Source organism: Paenibacillus sp. alder61, from assembly GCF_020179875.1.
GTDB lineage: Bacteria > Bacillota > Bacilli > Paenibacillales > Paenibacillaceae > Fontibacillus > Fontibacillus faecis.
This window is the reverse complement of record NZ_JAIUDG010000021.1, coordinates 47,315-65,594: the sequence shown is the minus strand read 5'-3', so window position 1 is coordinate 65,594 and position 18,280 is coordinate 47,315. Positions and strand designations below refer to the sequence as shown.

27 protein-coding genes and 1 pseudogene are annotated in these 18,280 nt (G+C 40.1%); 3 read left to right on the top strand and 25 right to left on the bottom strand.

Annotated elements, in window-relative coordinates; genetic code table 11:
* Position 1: 1 nt before the first annotated feature.
* The 13 genes from LBW89_RS20720 to aac(6') all read right to left on the bottom strand — a co-directional run bounded on the left by LBW89_RS20720 (position 2) and on the right by aac(6') (position 8,168).
* Positions 2-481, bottom strand: coding sequence for a GNAT family N-acetyltransferase (locus tag LBW89_RS20720; protein WP_148450092.1), 480 nt, complete (start codon positions 479-481; stop codon positions 2-4).
* 27 nt (positions 482-508) lie between these two features.
* The gene (locus LBW89_RS20715) at positions 509-931 is read right to left on the bottom strand and encodes a DUF6843 domain-containing protein (RefSeq protein ID WP_225040174.1); all 423 of its coding nucleotides are present in this window, start codon (positions 929-931) and stop codon (positions 509-511) included.
* Positions 932-947: 16 nt separating this feature from the next.
* Positions 948-1,691, bottom strand: a complete 744-nt coding sequence (locus tag LBW89_RS20710) for an ATP-grasp domain-containing protein (protein ID WP_225040172.1) — start codon at positions 1,689-1,691, stop codon at positions 948-950.
* Positions 1,688-2,230 carry a GNAT family N-acetyltransferase gene (locus LBW89_RS20705; protein ID WP_148450094.1) on the bottom strand — a complete coding sequence of 181 codons (543 nt, stop codon included), beginning with the start codon at positions 2,228-2,230 and terminating at the stop codon, positions 1,688-1,690. Before LBW89_RS20705 ends, LBW89_RS20710 begins: the two co-directional genes overlap by 4 nt.
* A 33-nt stretch (positions 2,231-2,263) precedes the next feature.
* On the bottom strand, positions 2,264-3,052 hold the full coding sequence (locus LBW89_RS20700; RefSeq protein WP_225040170.1) for a metallophosphoesterase family protein: 789 nt from the start codon (positions 3,050-3,052) through the stop codon (positions 2,264-2,266).
* A gap of 31 nt (positions 3,053-3,083) precedes the next feature.
* Complete coding sequence (locus tag LBW89_RS20695) at positions 3,084-3,530, bottom strand: VOC family protein (protein ID WP_148450095.1); 447 nt, start codon at positions 3,528-3,530, stop codon at positions 3,084-3,086.
* 567 nt (positions 3,531-4,097) lie between these two features.
* Positions 4,098-4,667 carry a histidine phosphatase family protein gene (locus tag LBW89_RS20685; protein WP_148450096.1) on the bottom strand — a complete coding sequence of 190 codons (570 nt, stop codon included), beginning with the start codon at positions 4,665-4,667 and terminating at the stop codon, positions 4,098-4,100.
* A gap of 51 nt (positions 4,668-4,718) precedes the next feature.
* Positions 4,719-5,252, bottom strand: a complete 534-nt coding sequence (locus LBW89_RS20680; RefSeq protein WP_148450097.1) for a hypothetical protein — start codon at positions 5,250-5,252, stop codon at positions 4,719-4,721.
* Positions 5,253-5,262: 10 nt separating this feature from the next.
* Positions 5,263-5,679 carry a hypothetical protein gene (locus LBW89_RS20675; RefSeq protein ID WP_148450098.1) on the bottom strand — a complete coding sequence of 139 codons (417 nt, stop codon included), beginning with the start codon at positions 5,677-5,679 and terminating at the stop codon, positions 5,263-5,265.
* Positions 5,680-5,756: 77 nt separating this feature from the next.
* On the bottom strand, positions 5,757-6,206 hold the full coding sequence (locus LBW89_RS20670; RefSeq protein ID WP_148450099.1) for a GNAT family N-acetyltransferase: 450 nt from the start codon (positions 6,204-6,206) through the stop codon (positions 5,757-5,759).
* 220 nt (positions 6,207-6,426) lie between these two features.
* The gene (locus tag LBW89_RS20665; protein ID WP_148450100.1) at positions 6,427-6,861 is read right to left on the bottom strand and encodes a hypothetical protein; all 435 of its coding nucleotides are present in this window, start codon (positions 6,859-6,861) and stop codon (positions 6,427-6,429) included.
* Between the two features lie 14 nt (positions 6,862-6,875).
* Entirely contained in the window at positions 6,876-7,697 is an 822-nt protein-coding gene (locus LBW89_RS20660) for a GNAT family N-acetyltransferase (RefSeq protein WP_148450101.1), read from the bottom strand.
* 30 nt (positions 7,698-7,727) lie between these two features.
* Positions 7,728-8,168 (bottom strand): aminoglycoside 6'-N-acetyltransferase, encoded by a 441-nt coding sequence (aac(6'), locus tag LBW89_RS20655; protein WP_148450102.1) that lies wholly within the window; start codon positions 8,166-8,168, stop codon positions 7,728-7,730.
* Between the two features lie 513 nt (positions 8,169-8,681).
* Between aac(6') and LBW89_RS27760 the strand changes: the two genes are divergently transcribed.
* Complete coding sequence (locus LBW89_RS27760) at positions 8,682-9,056, top strand: hypothetical protein (protein ID WP_148450103.1); 375 nt, start codon at positions 8,682-8,684, stop codon at positions 9,054-9,056.
* Between the two features lie 106 nt (positions 9,057-9,162).
* Here the strand turns inward: LBW89_RS27760 and LBW89_RS20650 are convergent, their stop codons facing one another.
* The 11 genes from LBW89_RS20650 to LBW89_RS20600 form a co-directional block, all read right to left on the bottom strand.
* On the bottom strand, positions 9,163-9,645 hold the full coding sequence (locus LBW89_RS20650) for a hypothetical protein (RefSeq protein ID WP_225040168.1): 483 nt from the start codon (positions 9,643-9,645) through the stop codon (positions 9,163-9,165).
* Between the two features lie 640 nt (positions 9,646-10,285).
* Entirely contained in the window at positions 10,286-10,762 is a 477-nt protein-coding gene (locus LBW89_RS20645) for an NUDIX hydrolase (protein ID WP_148450105.1), read from the bottom strand.
* Positions 10,763-10,843: 81 nt separating this feature from the next.
* Positions 10,844-11,368: a DinB family protein gene (locus LBW89_RS20640; RefSeq protein WP_148450106.1), complete on the bottom strand. Its 525-nt coding sequence runs from the start codon at positions 11,366-11,368 to the stop codon at positions 10,844-10,846.
* Between the two features lie 727 nt (positions 11,369-12,095).
* On the bottom strand, positions 12,096-12,191 hold the full coding sequence (locus LBW89_RS20635) for a putative holin-like toxin (RefSeq protein WP_019639195.1): 96 nt from the start codon (positions 12,189-12,191) through the stop codon (positions 12,096-12,098).
* A gap of 326 nt (positions 12,192-12,517) precedes the next feature.
* A complete protein-coding gene (locus LBW89_RS20630) occupies positions 12,518-13,168 on the bottom strand; it encodes a lysozyme inhibitor LprI family protein (RefSeq protein WP_148450107.1) in 651 nt (216 codons plus the stop codon).
* A 219-nt stretch (positions 13,169-13,387) separates the two neighbouring features.
* Positions 13,388-13,855 (bottom strand): hypothetical protein, encoded by a 468-nt coding sequence (locus LBW89_RS20625; RefSeq protein ID WP_148450108.1) that lies wholly within the window; start codon positions 13,853-13,855, stop codon positions 13,388-13,390.
* 188 nt (positions 13,856-14,043) lie between these two features.
* Positions 14,044-14,283, bottom strand: a complete 240-nt coding sequence (locus LBW89_RS20620) for a DUF5071 domain-containing protein (RefSeq protein WP_249043311.1) — start codon at positions 14,281-14,283, stop codon at positions 14,044-14,046.
* 371 nt (positions 14,284-14,654) lie between these two features.
* Positions 14,655-15,293: a DUF4304 domain-containing protein gene (locus LBW89_RS20615; RefSeq protein WP_148450109.1), complete on the bottom strand. Its 639-nt coding sequence runs from the start codon at positions 15,291-15,293 to the stop codon at positions 14,655-14,657.
* A gap of 183 nt (positions 15,294-15,476) precedes the next feature.
* Positions 15,477-15,959 (bottom strand): DinB family protein, encoded by a 483-nt coding sequence (locus LBW89_RS20610; RefSeq protein ID WP_148450110.1) that lies wholly within the window; start codon positions 15,957-15,959, stop codon positions 15,477-15,479.
* A 200-nt stretch (positions 15,960-16,159) separates the two neighbouring features.
* Positions 16,160-16,585 carry an NUDIX hydrolase gene (locus LBW89_RS20605; RefSeq protein WP_148450111.1) on the bottom strand — a complete coding sequence of 142 codons (426 nt, stop codon included), beginning with the start codon at positions 16,583-16,585 and terminating at the stop codon, positions 16,160-16,162.
* Positions 16,582-16,827, bottom strand: coding sequence for a hypothetical protein (locus LBW89_RS20600; RefSeq protein WP_148450112.1), 246 nt, complete (start codon positions 16,825-16,827; stop codon positions 16,582-16,584). The genes LBW89_RS20605 and LBW89_RS20600 overlap by 4 nt, the downstream gene beginning before the upstream one ends.
* A gap of 158 nt (positions 16,828-16,985) precedes the next feature.
* On the opposite strand from LBW89_RS20600, the pseudogene LBW89_RS20595 reads away from it, so the two are divergent.
* Positions 16,986-17,051, top strand: a pseudogene (locus LBW89_RS20595) (putative holin-like toxin); the annotation flags it as partial.
* Between the two features lie 460 nt (positions 17,052-17,511).
* Here the strand turns inward: LBW89_RS20595 and LBW89_RS20590 are convergent.
* Positions 17,512-17,784, bottom strand: a complete 273-nt coding sequence (locus LBW89_RS20590; protein ID WP_170287001.1) for a DUF6809 family protein — start codon at positions 17,782-17,784, stop codon at positions 17,512-17,514.
* A 100-nt stretch (positions 17,785-17,884) separates the two neighbouring features.
* On the opposite strand from LBW89_RS20590, the gene LBW89_RS20585 reads away from it, so the two are divergent.
* Positions 17,885-18,103 (top strand): helix-turn-helix domain-containing protein, encoded by a 219-nt coding sequence (locus LBW89_RS20585; protein WP_148450114.1) that lies wholly within the window; start codon positions 17,885-17,887, stop codon positions 18,101-18,103.
* Positions 18,104-18,280: the final 177 nt, after the last annotated feature.

Sequence of the window (18,280 nt, the reverse complement as noted above, 5' to 3'; positions counted from 1 at the left end):
CTTAGGCTATGCTTAAACTCATGACGATTTGTTCTCCGATCGGTCCCATTCTTCTTTCCCCCGTGTCCACAAATCCCACTTTCAAATACAGCTGTTGAGCCGGAATATTTTTGTGATTGACCACCAAGACGACTTCATCACAATGCTCAAATTCTTTTCTCACAAAAAGAGGCAGCTGAAGCATTCCTTTTCTCGCATATCCCTTGCGCTGCTGTTTTAAATTGATGGATAAAGCCGTTAATAGCATAGCGTTTGGATTGGTGGTATAGTCTTTAACCCGATCCGTGGCATGGAGCAAAAAAAATCCCACAGCCACCCCTTCATCTAATATAACGATGGGATACTGACCTTCCGTTACATTAAGCACTTCACTTGGCAGCGCCGTAAATTGCCGTTGTTCCTCAGGAAGCTCAAATTTGTTCAACTCAGCTACATGTTTTTCCGCCAAATGAACCAATTTAATGTCGTCTAGTTTTTCCATACTTGCTCTCCCTAATCAAAATATATCTCAACTTCTGTTCGACCCATGAAGCATAAAATCTTCCCCACAAAGCGAATTCGTTACTTCAATTTCCGTGTGATGCGTTTCTACTCCACCGACACTGGTTCCGCCGGTCCCCCTAATGTTCACGCAGGTCGGGTCGATGGCCGTCCGGTTGCCTTTTTCATCCACATAAAAATACTGATCAATAACCTCTCCGTAATCGTACATAGGGTTCGATGTTTCGTATTTCCCGTTTGAATCTACAGGTATAACGTCGTATTTCCCTTCCCTTTCGAGAAGTGGAGCCCCTTTTACATTATAAGTGACCCTAATAATCCCCTCGTAACCTTGCGGTATAAGGTAGAGGTCATAAGTTCCTCGTTGGTATGGGGAAGCACATCCTACTGTTAAGGCTAAACACAAAATAGCGAGGAGCATTTGCTTCATACGCCAGGTCCTTTCCCTAAAGAGTTCGAAGATAATCCGTTGTCCCCGTTAATTCGGACCATCTGGCCGAGAGAAATTTTGCATAGTTTAAAGGACTGATCCCGTAAGTCCCCAAAGAATGGCCGTCGTTGATCTCCACCAACTTCATTTCGCCATTGAGGTCAACTCCGAAATCCATCCCGTAGGCGGCTGGTGCATCGATAAAATCACGGATTGCATTCTCGACAACCCTGAGATCTATTTTAGAATCCCAGGCCCCTTTATAGTAGCGGATATCAAGGATCTGACCGTATCGGATAAAACAACGCCATTCCGTTTTAAAATGCACCACTTCGGAGCACCAAATCGTCGTCCGTTCATCCTCGTCATTCAATCCTATAAAATCCCGATACTCTTTCACAACTCGCCCGGCAAACTGTTTGGTCGTGTCTTTAGGTTTAATAAATATACCCCAATCCTGTGGTTTCTGGATAAGTTCCTGAAGGGTGGTGGCCCAAATTTTTCTGCCGAAATAGCGTGACAAAGAAGGCGGATAATCGATTTCTCCCTGTTTTCTTTCAAACCCCAAAATTTCAAGGCGCTTTCTCACGTTTCCGATCCCGCTCACCAGGATATGTTCAGGATCAAACTCCCTGATCTCCTGTACGTCATGGAATTTAACGGTCTCCCAACCCAAGGAAGTAAAACCTTCATTCGCGATAAACGCGTTTACGTTGTAAAAATTTCCGTTCTTATCGGTCTGAATATAAGCTCTCATCATTCATACTCATCCTTTAAAAGACCATGATAAACAAGATCCTCAAAATGATCCCACTTTTTAACATGGTGTCTTAATGTTCCTTCATATTTCATGCCTAATTTGGTCATTACGTTTCCCGAGGCGGGATTTTTCCCTAAATGGCATGCAAAAATGCGGGTTAACTTCAGTTTCTTAAATCCAAAATCCATGATCCCTTTAGCCGCTTCAGTACAATAACCCTGATTTCTATACTTGCTTCCAATCCAATATCCAAGCTCTGCATGCTCAAACCCTCTATTAATACTTAATCCTATAGCACCGATTAAATAACTTTCATCCTTATGTACGATAGCCAATTGAAGTGCCCGATCTTCATTAAAATTGTCAGCGTGCGTTTCAATCCATTGTTCCGCCATCCCATCCTCATACGGATGAGGAACCGTTAACGTCATTTCGGCAACAGATTTTTCACCGGCCAAGGTCTGGACTTCTTTGGCATCATCTAAACAGAAAGGTCTTAATATAAGTCGTTCCAGTTGTATGGTTGGTAAGTTTTTCATTGTGCGTCCCCCCTTAAAAATCGTATTTTTTTCTCACGTTACTCTTCCCGTCCTGATTGCAACCGCATAATCCATTCGTCCGTTTGACTCGGCCATCGAGCCGGCTTGCTCCCAATCATACTGAACCATAACATGCTCTATATTCCATACGCTCATCTCCGTCTGATAGGCAATGACATAATCCGCAAAAGGGGACAGCGACTCCATTTTATGCGGAACTGGCAATTCCTCCTCATAGGCGGGCAACCCCACACTCCCCGGATTGACGATGAGCTTACCGTCGGGCAAAAATATGGATTTGGGGACATGGCTATGGCCGCAAAAAATATAATTTTGCGAAATGGAGCCAAGTTCTTTCATGAGAAAGTCAGGCTTCTTGTAACTAACCCCATTCCCATCTATGGTCTCTAATAAGTAACGATCGTTTGCATAAGGAGTTCCATGACAAAAGAACAGGTCTTTATATACCCATGTATCTTTAAACGTTCTTATCCATTCCTCAATCTCACGCCCCAGTAAAGGTTTAACGTATTGGAATGTAGCGGAATCCATCTCTTTTTCCAGTAAAGCCGCGTCGCAGTTTCCCATGATATGCACTATCTTATCGTGCTCCATCAACCTTTTGGCTGTACCGAGCGGGTCAACGGGGCCGAATAGACTATCCCCCAAATTTACGATCCGTTGAATGTTTCGCGTGGATATATCTTCTAATACCGCCTCTAATGCAAAACGGTTACTGTGTATATCCGAGATTATAGCTATGGCATCGTGCATAATCTTTCTCCCCTTTTTAAAAAAGCCAAGCGCTGCAACGCTCGGCATGTACGAATTGGTTCTCCGATAACATGATGATTTACTCTTGCTCTACAAAGTCTTCTTTGAATTCGTCCACCGGATCCCATATGGACCAGGCCGCTTCTAACAGATTACCTTCAGGATCTCTGAAATAAAAGTACTTGGCTTCTCCATTACCGAGCGTATGTAAATCCTCCACCATTACGCCTCGATCCTTCAATAATTGATATGTGTATTCAATATTGGGACAGTTCATGGCCATGACCGGAAATGGTTTTCCGTTTCTTGTGATTTCCATGGATTGCTTGTCTTGTGTTTCAATGAGCAATAAAGCTATGGAGTTTTGATGCGGGTGGTGTAAAACGGCAACGAATGTCCCGCGGTCTTGAAACTTATTCATCAGTTTAAAATTCAAATTCTCCGTATACCAATGAATGGACTCATCGATCTGCGTGGTGGGAATATAGACGTAACCTATTCTTGAAAAAGCAAAATCCTGTTTCATATGACAGGCCTCCCTAGTTTATTGATTTCATTTTCTTCGGCTACCCTGACAAGATGGTTGAATCGGTCTCATCGATTTGCTTCAGGAATTTTAAGCATTTGTTCATGCATTCCATATAGTCTTTACGGCTATAGGCTCTAAAAAAGGGGTTCATAAATCCGTGGTCGGCATGAATGGCTGCTACTGTGACATTTTTCTTGTTCTTCAGTTTGTCGATCAGATCCGGAACATGAAACGATCTTTCCGATTCGGGAAAAAATAATAAAGTCGGACATCCTGGCTCCATCTCAACATAGTCCCGAATTCGGGATCCATAAAACCCAATCACGCCGTCAACCTCAAACTCGCTGCATATCCATCCATCGTTGCTCCGACGCTAAAGCCCATGATGTAAATTTTCTCATATTTCGTTCTATTTGCGGCTACAATTTGCTTTACTTCATCCCTCGGTCCGTTAAATCCGACTTCATTGGTGAAGAAGTGATAGGCTTCCTCTTCCTGATCGTAAGGAAAAGGATCTCTATGTAAAAGATTTGGAGTAATGATATCATAACATTCTCATCATCTTCATTTCCATAATCTCTCAACCTTTATTAACTCATCATCCTTAAATTCCATCCTGTAAACATCCGGTTTTGATGTTCTCATTAAAAAATCAAAATCATAGCTGCTATCAAAGTGTTCCATGATCAAAGTCATCACGGCTCCATGAGTTCCGATCGCAATGCGCTGACCACGATTTTTCGTTAAAATCTCCTTGAGGACAGCTACTGCACGTGTTTGGCAACCGATAGCGGACTCTCCACCAGGCGAGACTGCTGCCCGATTTGAAAACATCTTACTTACCAAAGGGTATAGTTCTTTGTCTGACGTGATCTTGTCATCGTTCGAAAACGTTAACTCTCTAAGATCTTCATGGAGCTGGATTTGCTTTCCCGCCGTCTGCGCCAATTCTTCGAGAGTCATTATTGCTCTGGAGTACGGACTTGAGAAAAAAACATCGATTCCTTCGTGCTTCAACAATTCTGTAATTCGTTTTGCATCCGTCTTCCCTTTCTCGGTTAACCCCCGAGTCCGCTCATTACCCTCAACTTTTGGCGATTCACCATGTCTTACCATATAAATGATTGTATTCATGTATTTCGTCCAATCCTCTCCGGCTCGGCTGATTTACTTCTACTGCGTCACTTACAGATATCTTTGAATAATTTGTTCATCCCATATTTGCACTTCTATGTATCTTTCCGGTCCCTTAGCTCCATCATGGTTCCAATCTTGGGGAAAGCCAAATTGATCAATAACTTTAATAATTTCATCTTTAGTATACACTTGTTTTCTGTATGGTTTTTCATCGGGATATCGCATAGTTGGGAATAAATCACCGTATGTAAAACTCATGGATTCCTTAGCGATTTCATTCCAATCTATTGTGATGATCCCCGGTTCCAAATACCATGTCTGAAGCCAACTACAAGCCCCCAAAGTCATATAGTGAGGAAAAGTATTGACTGGCTTCCCGCCTTTACTAATAAATAGGTCTCTCGCTGTTCTTTCCAATTCTCTTCTGATCATCAAATATTCATCATTTCTTCGACTGGCAAACACCTTACCCTCTTTTTTTATTTGATTAGATACTTTTGCTGCATCATCCATTGATAGCTTTGACAAGTTCTTGAATGGACCCATTTCTTTCTCAAAATAATGATACAAATAATAAGTCATGAGTACCGTCCTATTCATAGTCAGTTAAAAAACTTATGAAATTGATGATAAGAATATATATGGGGTATAAGAATAAAGCTCCTATTGCGATAAGACCTGATGCGGGATTGGGGTTGTCTCCTCTCTCCGTGATAGGAAATAAAGAGGAAAAAGTGTAGACGAGCAGCATCAAATAAGGTATCCAGAGGATCACAGTAAAATAGTTTGCCCCCCCTCTACCAAGCCACTTTTTTGTTAAAAAATATAAAATGAGCGTGCCCAAACACATTTCAATAACAGCAGTTGCTAAACTAATCTTATTTACGGTGTTAATGTCCCAACCTGTCAGTCTATTAATTCTGTACACGTTAATCATAAGTTCCAGGGGAATAAATATAAAAAAAGCATAGAGGATACTAACAACATTCAATCTTATGAATTTCTTCAATATGGGACCTCCCCCGATTAGGGATTAGCCCAGCCATAGATCACTCAGATCTAGGCTGGGCCGCTGGTTGTCTAAACTTACTCTGTACTCACATAGCTGTATTTTGCAATCATTTCTCCCCACGGAGCCAATCCATCTTCTATAAATCCGGCTTTTGAATACAATCTTCTTGCTCGCTCATTCTCAGGTTTATACCCTAAAACCAATACATCCGTCCGATCCGCGCGGCTTCTGATCTCTTCAATGATGCTGCAAACAGCCAGGAACCCGTACCCTTGACCTTGAAAACGCCGATCGATCATAAAACGATAGATCCAATAATTATGATCATCCGGATCTTTTCCGTATAGAGCATACCCAATCATCGTCTCATGCTTATAGATGGCCACACTCGAAAATCCCTGCAAAAACTGAGCTTCAGCAATAGAATATACATTCGGCGCAATAAGGGATTGTTGTTCTTCTGCCGGCTCCAGCTCAGCACATTCTTCCCAATTATCTTTATCAATTCTTTCTAATCTAATCATAGGAACCCTCCGATTTCGTGGAGAGACCTGTTTTCAAGTTCTCCACCTAAAATTTAGCCTTCACCGACAAGCCAGTTTTCAATATACTTTGGTTACTTCTCATACCACATCACACCTTTCAAAAATTTAGACATTAGCTTTCCAACGGAACCTCCGCAGAGCAGCATGTTATACTGGGGCCTGGATTGCGGATTGCTCCGTTTCCTACAATATCAGAACTTTACCGATAGTCTAAGGCTTCAATCATTTTTAAATGATTTTTACCATCAAGCACCTTGTAGAGTTGGTGGCCCGACTCCTTAAAAATAACCATGTAATTCAAATCTTCCGTAACTTCGAAGCCAAGATTTTTATCTTTCAGATATATCCTTACTTCATATTCCCGATCCGCAGAAATGTTTCTCACTTTTTTCAACTCAATATCCGACAGTTCGGCTAACATCTGCTCGATCCTTCTCTCATCCTTAATGATCGTTCCTTTATCGTCTGAATATCTCCTAAAAGAAACTTTAACTAAATTAGTCAGGCTGATCTCGTCCATAACTTCTTTTTTCAGGGATGTATAGGTTGCTTTGTTCGAGATATACAGGATGCCTATAATCACAACTATGAAGAAAAGAGAAAGCGTCACCACTTTTTTAATCTTGCACCACATCTTTTCTACTATTCTTATTGTTCAACTACTTCAATTTCAAAACCTCTGCATTTGTAGCGGTGTACCTGTTCAAAGCCTAATCGACAGGCCAGTCTTTTTGATGCTTCATTATCGAGCGAACAGTCCCAATACGGAGTATACCCACTGTCACGTATATCTTTAACCAATCGATATCCCAAATAAGTTCCCACACCCTTGTTCTGATATCGAGGTACCGTTTCAATACCAATGGCATGAGTTTGATTCGTTACAAAACTGGAGTAACATACTCCAATGACTTCTGATTCGTCTAGAGCAGCATACCCATATCCCTTTTTCTTAAATTCTTCTTTGGAGGACCAAAACAAATCGATATGGCTATTTATGAGTTCTACATTTCTTATACTTCCGTTATTCCACTCATCAGTTTTTAAATTGATGATTTGGTATGTGCCCGTATTTTCAATCGTTTCTACGGGTTCCTTTCGCATTTCTAAAACCAATTGCTCGAACTGATAAAGTTTTCTGGAAGCAAACATGCTTTCAAAATCCCACTTCTCGTGATGACCCGAGATTTCTAAATGAGTTAAGGAAGTCGCCTTCATCCTGGGCTCAATATACTCAGCTATAAAACCATCTAGAGATTGATTAAAGTAATCATTTCTGTAATCCCCTATAAGATAAAATCCTTGAATCCCCTGGCTCCAAACTAATGCACTTCTTGGATTCAATAATTGATCCACGTAGATGGCGCCCGGATTATTCCGTTCAATTATGGATAGAACCTCAGGATGCTGAAAACCGTCATTTAGTAATTTTTCAACAGTATAATAATATTCCGGCGCTAAAGCCTGCATGGGAATCCCTCCTTACATCGCAAGCTCAAATCACTTAATATCTTTGATAAAAGCTACGATTCTTCCCGCTTCTTTAAATCCTATCTTCTTATGAAATTTCTGACTTATAACATTATCCAGCTGTGTATCCGAGGCGATTTGATGGCAACCGAGCGACTTCGACCATTGCTCTCCAGCCTCAACTAATTTTTTGGAAATCCCTCTGTTTCTGTAGTCCTGCTCAACATAGATTCCTTCAACATATCCGACGGGACTCGAATTAGAACCCTCAACGTAATCGACTCTTAGTGACATATGAATAAATCCCACAAAACCACCTTCAATAGTTGCTAAATAAAGGATGTCTCTCTCCGAATCCAATAGCTCTTCAAATTCGGCTCTTAAATGCTCCTGTTCGTTGTCTGGCCAAAGTTTCAACGCTAGCTCCGTTAATTCATTTAGGTTGGATGGATCCGCTTTTACAATCTTCATCAGGACACACCTCTCTTATTTAGTCTTACGGATTTGAGGTAATTCATTACTATCAAATCGCCAAACCGACTACCGCAGGCCCTGCGGATCTGTGCTCTATAGTCGTCTATTTCTTTTTTCCTCCAAATGGATATCCAAAGCTTCTATCGCACGAATCAATAATTTAATCAGCAAATATAAGCAATATAGTCCAAGAAGAATGAACAATCCGTAGACAATAAACAGAAACATCGGTATGATTGAAAACACTCGGATACAACTCCTCATAGCAAAATGGCTTGCTTACACACTTAAACCCACATGGTCATAACGTCATCACGGATTAGGTGGAGGTTGGCAGCTTAAGCCATACCATCTCTACTCTATTTTAGGGGATGGATGAAGGTTTTTCCATTTTTTTAAATAACACGTACCCCAGATTAGAAAAATCAAGCTATTCCCCTGCTCTACGTGTCTACACCATTCTCAAAAACTGCAATACACTATATCAACCTTAAAAAAGGAGTGATATAGTTGGCAAACAGTGATGTACGCCTTGCACTTTGGTCAGGTACTAATTTTTCTGGTCGTCGGATCCTCTTCAGACGCGGTGGGGTTGCGGTTCGTGATCTTGGAGCGTTTCGGTTCAACAATGCGCTTTCGAGCTTCCGACTCAGAAATGTTGTGCAAAGCACTCAAGTAACACTGGTACTGTTTTCGGGAACTAACTTTCAGGGGTCCTTCCGGGTTTTCCGGGGCAGTCAAAATGTGGCTAACTTGGGTAATTTGAATTTCAACAACGTTACATCATCACTAATTCTGGTAGGCCGCAATTTAACTAACAGCGAAATATCCCAAATCCAAAGCACTGGAAGACCGCCACGTGACATCCTGATTATAAGACAATAACACTTCGAATCAGCGGCAGCCTTGGGCTTATGTTATCGTCCAGGCTGCCGAATCTATTGCATGCAAGAAAGACTCAAAGTTGCTTTTTCCACACCCTGAGTCTTTTTCATATCCCTAAGTGCAGGATGCACTTATCTTCTTCTACAGCTCGATCTATCATTCTGATTAGCTTTTGCAAATGTTTAATCAAAATGGTCTTTTTATATTCCAATTTTTCATATTGCCCGGAATTTTCTACTCCCACAATCGTAAAATAACTTCCCTTGAGCCCGATGTTCTCTGGGGCAAATCCCAAAAGATCCGTCCATGCCTGGAGTATACCTCGAAAGACCCTTAGATTTTGCCCGCTTATTACCGTGACCCCGTAGTGGTTCAATCCCATACCTTCTGTTTTGGTACTAGGGTTCCAAGTGGGAAGCCAATTCAACGAATCATTGATGTAGGAGATGAATTCATCCTCCAAAGAAACATGATCCTCCTCAGACAACCCATCTCTCCCTAGTTCTCCTTTCGAATTCCAGGAAAAGGATGAAAGTGAGAGGTTATCCGCATCTTGCCTACTTTCCACAACGAATTCATGCTTGGGCATGAAAAAGCTCTCCTTTTTCTCTCAAAAAATTTTTATTATTTCCGGAGCAAGCTAACCCCGTCAGAGTTCTACTTTTCCTTGTTTCGAAGATCTCGGAGTTGCATCTCTATCTCTTTTATCGATCTTTGAAGGTCGTCCATCCTTCTTAGACTTGCATATTGATTCCCAATAATCCCTGCAAACCCAATAATCAGTACGATAATCAACATTAAGGCCATCTCTCCGAGTCTCCTTTCCATACCTTCTCTTAGGATAAATTTTATCATGATGGGGCAGCTAGTGCTTTCTAGTTGCTAGCCAATCCAGTAACCAAATGATTTGAAGAAAGCAGTGGATAGCAGGTAAAAAAAAGCCCAATTCTATTTGATAATCCGGAAAAATTGGAAACCCACCTGGTGAGGTCGGTTGATACTTTGCCGAGACAATTACAAGGCAACCCGGGACAACACTTGTTACAAGCCAAATCCATCTTTTCCTTTTATTATTAGATCTATAAGCCAAAGCAGAATTAGACACTAATAGCAATAAGGGGACGGTATAAAATAACATAAAAAACAGCACGGTTTCGGATGTGAAATCCTCCACTCGGATCCCAAAAAATAAAATTAAAATAAAATGTGCAAAAAAAACAGTCAGAACGCTAATGAAAGCTTTCAATTTTTTTGACCCCTTTAGTTATTAGTAACTCTTTGACGATGGGCCGAACAGGGGGACTTATCGTTTCTGGCAAACCATCAAGATCAAAAAAACGAATATCCTTACCTTCTTCATTAAGTGTCAGTTCTCCATCATAAGCTTCGGTCATAAATACAATATCGATATTGTAAACCTCGTCCCCATGGGGATACTTGTAGTACAATTCCTTTCCTGAAAATACACCAAACAGCGTCAATTCTCTAACCGTAAGTCCTGTTTCTTCAAAAACTTCTCTCAACGCCGCTTCCTCTACCTTCTCCCCAGGTTCGATTGCACCTCCCGGGAAACACCAACTGTCGTTGTCTGTTCGATGTAACATTAATACTTGCCCTTCAGTATTAAAAATAATAACACTTGAACCGCACATTAAAAGGGGCCTTGTACCTATGAGTTTTCTCATTTCTTTTATATAATCTTTCATAATTACTCCCCCTGATATGTAAAGCGTATATCTTTAAGCTACTGCTTGAACACATTGTTAGGTGAGGTTCAAATCTACTGCTTACACTTTCAATCTTTTTCTAATCGTTCTGATTTGTCCTCTATGATTGATCTCATCTTCAAAGACGTGAAACCACATAAAATAATGGTTAGCTTTATTCCACCAGAATTTCTCCTCTATATATAACCAATCATCGTTAACTGATTTGAATAATTCGAGCGTCCTATTTCTTACACCATCTAATTGATTGAGATAATATGCTAAATCATTACCTTTAATTTTTTCTTGACCTTCCTTCCCCAAATTCAGAGCAGGACTCCATATTGAGAGTTCTTTTTCGTTCAATTCCCGCTTTTCAAATGTAGAGACCTGGTAAGCATATTCAACCGCTGCAAAGTGCAATAATAATGCTCCAATAGAGTTACTTTGAGAATCAAGCAAAAAATCAAGCTGTTCTTGCGAAAGACTCTTTACTGCATCTATTGTTGTAAATCTAGCATAGTTCATCATTGATAATAAACGGCTGATTTGAGGGGTATAACCGGGAATATCTGTTATAAGCAATAAATTCTCTATGTTTAGCATTTGTTGTTCCTCCAATTTCTTATTTGTATATCACCTAACGTTTTTGTATTAACGAAACGACCCAGCCTTTGATAGCTATATCTTAGGCTGGGTCGTTTGTTGTCTGAGCTTCTTCCATGATTATACATCTGACAACCGAGAGGCGATAGCCCCGATGCGTGAATGCGGTGTTATGTGATGCCTATTGCCCCCTTGAAACGCCCTTCAGATGTTCTATTCTATTAGTACTTTTATTTCTTTGGCATAAGCTTGTGATGGGTAGGACTCATCAATTCCATCCTTAATCTTGAGAATTGATTAATCATTCGCGAACTCCTCTATAAAGTGTTTTAAATATTTCCTATAACTTTCTCGTGTTCACGATGTCCCACGCCCTAAGAACCTTTAGGTCTGGCTGCCATGCGGTTAGATGGTGCTGATGTGTCCCGGCAATCACTTCTTCGAGTTATCTACCGGGACCGAGGCGGCTGTCCGCCGATGCGTGAATACTGTGTTACATGATGGGGATGCCATCTTCGTTTTGACTTTCAACTTATCTCTTTTTTTCTTATTATCACCTTCAATATTGTTTCACGCTTTGATACATTTTTTTCTTTGTGTTATTATATACGTAATAAAGACCAAGTGCTGCGAACACTTGGTCAGTACAATTGGCTTGGATGGTCTATTCCCTTCTAAGTCGTACAGGAACAAAACCCACCTCTGGCCTCAACCTTTGGGTGGGTTTTTACTTTCTCTTGTTGTTATTATTGATGTATGTTAAAAGAGCAAGAATGAATGTCCCAAAGAGGAACATGATCGTTAATGCATCTTTCACTTCCATGGCTTCACCTCCTTTCGAAGGGAAACCATGCCCACCCAAGATTCAATTGTAGTTATATTTTACCTTTATTTATATCTGCGTACAAGTGTTCTCAATTTGTTTAATAATCTGTATCTTTCATTCCTTTCATATAAAGTTTGGGTATTCACGAAACGCCCCAGCCTTAGATAGCTCTTCTCTTAGGCTAGGGCGTTTGTTGTCTGAGCTTCTTCCATGATTATACATCTGATAACCGAGGGACGACAGCCCCAATCCGCGAATACAGTGTTATGCACCGTTACTGTCTTCGAAGCATAACCTAAAAACCTTTGATCAAGATTCCAACTCTATTTTTTACTTTGGTATAAAAACTCGACTTTACCATCAAGCAAATATCGATATTCAAATAATTGCATTGTTCTTTCCCTAGTTCTCTCCTTTATAACCTTCCCTAGGCTTACCGATCCTTGTGTTCCTAGGTAACCATTATCAATAAATGTCTTCTCTACAAATTTTGTTTCCTTTAAGTGATACTGTAACCATTCTTTCTGTGATTCAATTAGTGCTTCCCTTGGTTCTCTATCCAACTTAGAAAGAAGCTTTTTATATATTTGATTCAACTCTTTATCCCAAATCTCTGTATATTTGCTTTCCAACGCCCCCCATCCCAATGTTGTAACCTCATCGGAGTTTTGTAATTCATTAAATTCCACTTCATAATCACGATCTATAGGATTTCGAAGCATTTCATCATAAAATTCTCCAGTCAAATCATAGTTCCCAACGCTTATGGATAACACTTCATTGTTAGAAGGATCTGATCGACCTTCAGTTATATCTTTCGATTCTGTTCCATTACCTGTACTTACTACATCAGGAGGCAGTTCAGAATTCATTATTGATTTAGTTTCGCTGTTCAAGGTAGTCGATTGACTAATATTTTGACAAGATGACAACACTATCGTAATAAAAAATAATAAGAGTATCTTACCTTTCATAAATTATCTCCTTAAATTTTATCTTTAATATTTACCGGTAATGGCTCATGACGTTGTTGTATTCACGACGTCCCGCCACCTTAAACCGAAGGACCGGCCGCGTTGCGGTTAGGTGGTGCGGATGTGTCCCGGGAATCGGCTTTCCCGATTTATCTTCCCGGACCGAGGCGGCTAGTCCCCCGATGCGTGAACACATTGTTAGCAGAAGTTGACGGCTTCTTAGAATTTTCTTTCAAATTGCACTTCGAATATCTCTTTTAATTTCTGATGTAAATTGTCATTAAATTTAAAATTAATGTTTTGTATATGATGTGGAGTAAAGTCCATTACTATTTTTTCATCTTCATATAGAATCACTCTAAAAATATATCCTACTCCCCCCTCTTGATTTTCTTCTGGTATAAGCAGTTCATCCTTTATTTGATCAAGCATGTTTATTACCTGTTCTTTTTTAGTAATCTCTTTTCTTTTACCTGAAAAGCCGTCTACTAGAATTATCTTATTTACTTTGGTTATATCGCCCGGATATATGTTTGATATTGTTGTTGGTTGCAGTTTTATATGTTCATTATCATTACAAGAACTTAGCAATAGCGATATAAAGAGTCCCATAATAAAAAGAGATCCCAGTTTTTTAATGTCTTTCACCTGCTTTTCGTCAATTTTTGCTAACATTACTGTATTCACGACCCAGCACGTATGCTGGGTGTCTGGCACGTAGCGACTGAGTCAAAAACGTAAGCTTGCAGGGTTGATTGCCTGAATCAGCTTCCTGACTTCATATCTTCTGCCGATCCAAGGGCCGAACGGTCCGCCGCGTGAATACGGTGTTATCAGATGTGATTGCCTCCCTTGACTTCACTTTCATAATCGATTTATTTCTTTAATATTTCTTGAGCGGTTATATGTACTTCTTCAAGTTCTTTTCCTTTTGTTGGTCTATATGCAATTCGCTCAAGATCTTCTTTTAAGTTTTCTCTTAGTTCCGTAGGTAGGTCCTTTACAATATATCTCAAACACCATTCTTTCCAAATATCATCGTCACCCGCAAGAACATTTCGGATAAATGGAATCGTTTCTACGGGAACTGTTAATAGTAATTTAGATACATCCATAGCTATTGGCCAGTTTATATCCTGCAGCCACTCGATTAATTTCGGATTAGTTTTATCAGGTCGTCTTTATCCATATTTTTTAAAACATCTACTCTCTCAAAGTCATGTTTATCTCTAGGTAATAATTTGTAGAGGTCACTCATGTTTTCAGATCCTTTCATTTGTTGCAATCATTTCACATAACGTTAATGTGTTCACGACGCCCCACCACCTTAAGTTCCGTAAGGGACGGCCGCGATGCGGTTAGGTATTGCGGGTGTGTCCAGCTGATTCTGCTCCCCTGCTACTGAAATCCCTCTCTGAATACACTTCTGTCTTCAGCCGAACCAAGGGCGAATGCCCGATGCGTGAACATGGTGTTAGGCGAAGGCTCACACATCCTGAATCAACTTACGAAATTCTTCTTCCAATGCGGATGCATTTCCAATATTCCTTAGACCCCATTCGGCAAAAGAAATTTGTTCCTTCTTATTCCCGATATACTGATGTGTTTTGGATAAAATCAGAGCTAACCTTAGTTTAGGTGGGCTGCCTAAGTTATCTATTCTGTCACTGCCTGAGATTAATTCTTCTATAGTAATCTTGCTTAAGGGATTCGGGAACTGATCAAATTGACCATAGAATTCTGGTCCTTGTACCTTGAAAAGCTTGGACATTTTACTAATTGTTTTAAGAGCTTGGTTTTCATTCTCACCATAATCATGCCACTTTTCTAGAGTGTTTCCCCTTAACCTATCCCATAAAGTTATTTCTTGTTTTATTCGTTTTCTAAATTCACAATCATAAACAGTAGTAATTTTATTATTTCGATTCAAATCAACACAGTCTATTCCTACACCCATTTCCATAATACAAGCGCCACCTTTGATATTGGCTTGGATAACAAGCGTATAGATATAATGATCATTAGTTTTCTTAATGAAGTGATGATCTGTGCCTTTGAATCCCATGTCATTTAAAATGGGCTTCAAATTGTCTTTGATTAATCTTCTAAATGTTTTTGTGTCCATTAGATTTTGTCCTTATTGATTTTTGTGGAATTTCGCCTAACGTCTTTGTATTCACGAACCCTCACTGGCTTAAGACGCGACAGCGCCGGGTCCAACGGACTTAGCCAGTTCAGGGATGTCCGGCTGCCACCACTTCCCCGAAATCCCTCTACTGGACCGAGGGCCGGATGGCCCGATGCTTTATTAATCTATACTTATTAATTGTTTTTTGAGCAGCATTATCTGACCAATATGATATGCATTATGAATACATAAATTTGATATTACTCCCCACCAAGCAGCATTGAAATATGAAGGGATTTCTTTTATAAGTTTGAGATCTTCGCTTTCCTCAAGTGCCCTGTTCCAACTATTAAAGACTGTTTCAAGTCTCTGTAAGGTCTTCTTCCACTCCAATTCATTTATTGTATGTGGATTTACGTAAAAAGTATCATCATTGTTTATTGAACTTTCTAATTCAAATTGTTCGACGTAATATCTCTCAAGCCACTTCTCATTCCAAAAAATGAGATGATTCACGATCGACCAAATTGATTGTTTACTCCCATTTTCCCGTGCAGCTTCTGTAGCATTTAAATCTATTAAAATTTCATGAAGCGGAATGAACCAGCTCCTATCGTTATAACAGGCGTTTAATTGGTCTATGAGAATAGATTTATAACTCATCCCTGTACCTCACTTTTCGATAAGTGGCCGGTACCTCCAATAGTACCGTCTCGATCAATAAATACTGCCTGCCAATCGAGCAAAATTATTCCTCCTTTGATTAGCTAGGGATTGCGGAAATTATGCATAACGTTCCCGCATTCACGACCCAACGGCGTGAATATGGTGTTAGATGATGCCTGCTGCTCTTTGAGATACTCTCATATATTATTCTCGTCATTAAACTCAATACAGAATGGTTGTATTTCAGGGTTTAAACAATATTCTATTCTTTGTCTGAAGTTCTTCCATTCAACCATTTCTAGCGCTTCTTTTATTGGGAAAAATCCAGAATCCAAGCTTTCTATTGTTGTTGTTAGTTCTCCTCCAATTGGTCTTGCTAAAAATAAAGTATTACAAATGGAATTACCGGTGTTCTGAAAAATCCCGCAGAATTTAATAATCTCTATGTCTATTCCTGATTCTTCTTTTGTTTCTCTAATTGCTGCCTGTGTAAGGGATTCCCCAATCTCAACTTGCCCTCCAGGCATCTCCCAGCCTCTTCTTGGTCCTTTTATGAGTAACAATTCGTTTTTATCATTTATTACAATTGCAGCTGCAGAAACGATATGTTTCGGAGGATTCATCGTTTTTCTCCTTCAATTGTTTTTTCTTCTTTCTTAGTTTTTACATGCTTTCCGCAGGTTTCATCTAACGGTCTTGTATTCACGAAACGCCCCAGCCTTAGATTGCTCTTATCTTGGCCGGGTCGTGTGTTGTCTGGATCTATGTCTGTGAGCTTGCTTCTAACAACCAAGGGGCGAATGCCCCGCAGCATAGATGCATTGTTAAGTGATGTTACTGCCTTCTGTGTGTTTACATTTCTCATATACGGTTTTGTTTCCTATGTATTCTAGATAATTATAGTATATTAATGGTATTTGATCATGTCCTATATGTTATAATTTCCCAGTACAATATACGGCTATAAGGGCGGTCGGCTAATCTCCCAGAAGGGAGGTAATGCCCATGGAGGTCTAAGATGCACTTTCCTTAATGTTCATGTTCGGCATGTTCCTTCTGGCATTGCTTACCTACATGAAAAAGAAATAGACCGCCCTGCCTAAGGAAACGGTCTATTCTGCGACCTGACTAGTGTGGCCGACTGCTCTTTATGCAGTTATTGTACTTTGGAGCCGTGTTAGCGCACGGCTCCTTACTTATTCTTACCTCAGTATAACTCATTTTATAACGCTTTTATGGGTTGTTGATTATTTTTATTTATATAAGATCTGTAATGTTGTCTGCAGTAATTTCACCTAACGTTCGGGTATTCCCGAACCTTCACTGCCTTAAACGACCGGAGGGAGTGGCCGCGACGCGGTTAGGTAGTGCAAGGTTGTCCGGTTTGATTCCACTTCCCTGCTACTGAATTTGCCTCTTCGAAACCGCTTCTTCATGCTCCGGCCGGACCAAGGAGCGATAGCGACGCAGTGGGAATACGGTGTTAACTGAAGTCAACGACTTCCTCGAGCTACTTTCCCCTCTATATATCAGTCTTTAAAATTCTTCTTTATTTTCTATCAGCATAAGCCTCCGTTACAATTTGAACACCCATTTTGAAACCATAGATGAATACTTCGGTTGAGTATATAGAAGAAGACTTTCCCAACAGATCATATATTTTTTCAAGAAGCTCTACCTCATCCTCCGTCAGACTTGTTAGTAACTTCTCCTTGAAGTTTGAAATTTCGCTATTCAACAATTTATACTCTGGATTCTTTGGTATAATCTTTTCTTCTGGTCTAATTTCTCCAAAATACAATTGCTCTAATAAGCTACTCATTCCCTCCATTGTATTTCTCATAAGAACATTTTAGCGATTTTATCGCTAAATCTCAATAGCGAATTACTCGCTAGAGTATTTTTATGTTGGAGGTGTTTGTATGTACCCAAGAATTAGAAGCTTACGTGAAGATAAGGATTTAACTCAATCTCAAATTGCTGCATACCTCAACTGTAGTCAACGTATATACAGTAATTATGAACGCGGTGAAGTTGATATTCCAACCGCCATACTCATTAAACTTGCCGACTTCCACCATACCAGCACCGATTATCTTCTTAATAGAACTAACATTAAACAAGCTTATCCCAAAGATTGAAAAAGATTTTGGGGGTACTTATTTCACTATCGTTGATTTCAGTTAACGTTCTTGTGTTCACGAACCCGAGAGGCTTAAGGAGCGCTAGCCCCTGGTGGCTCTGCCACTCAGCCTCGCAGGGTTGTCTGGCTGCATCCACTTCCCCCGACTACTCCTCTGCCAAACCGAGGGCGTCAG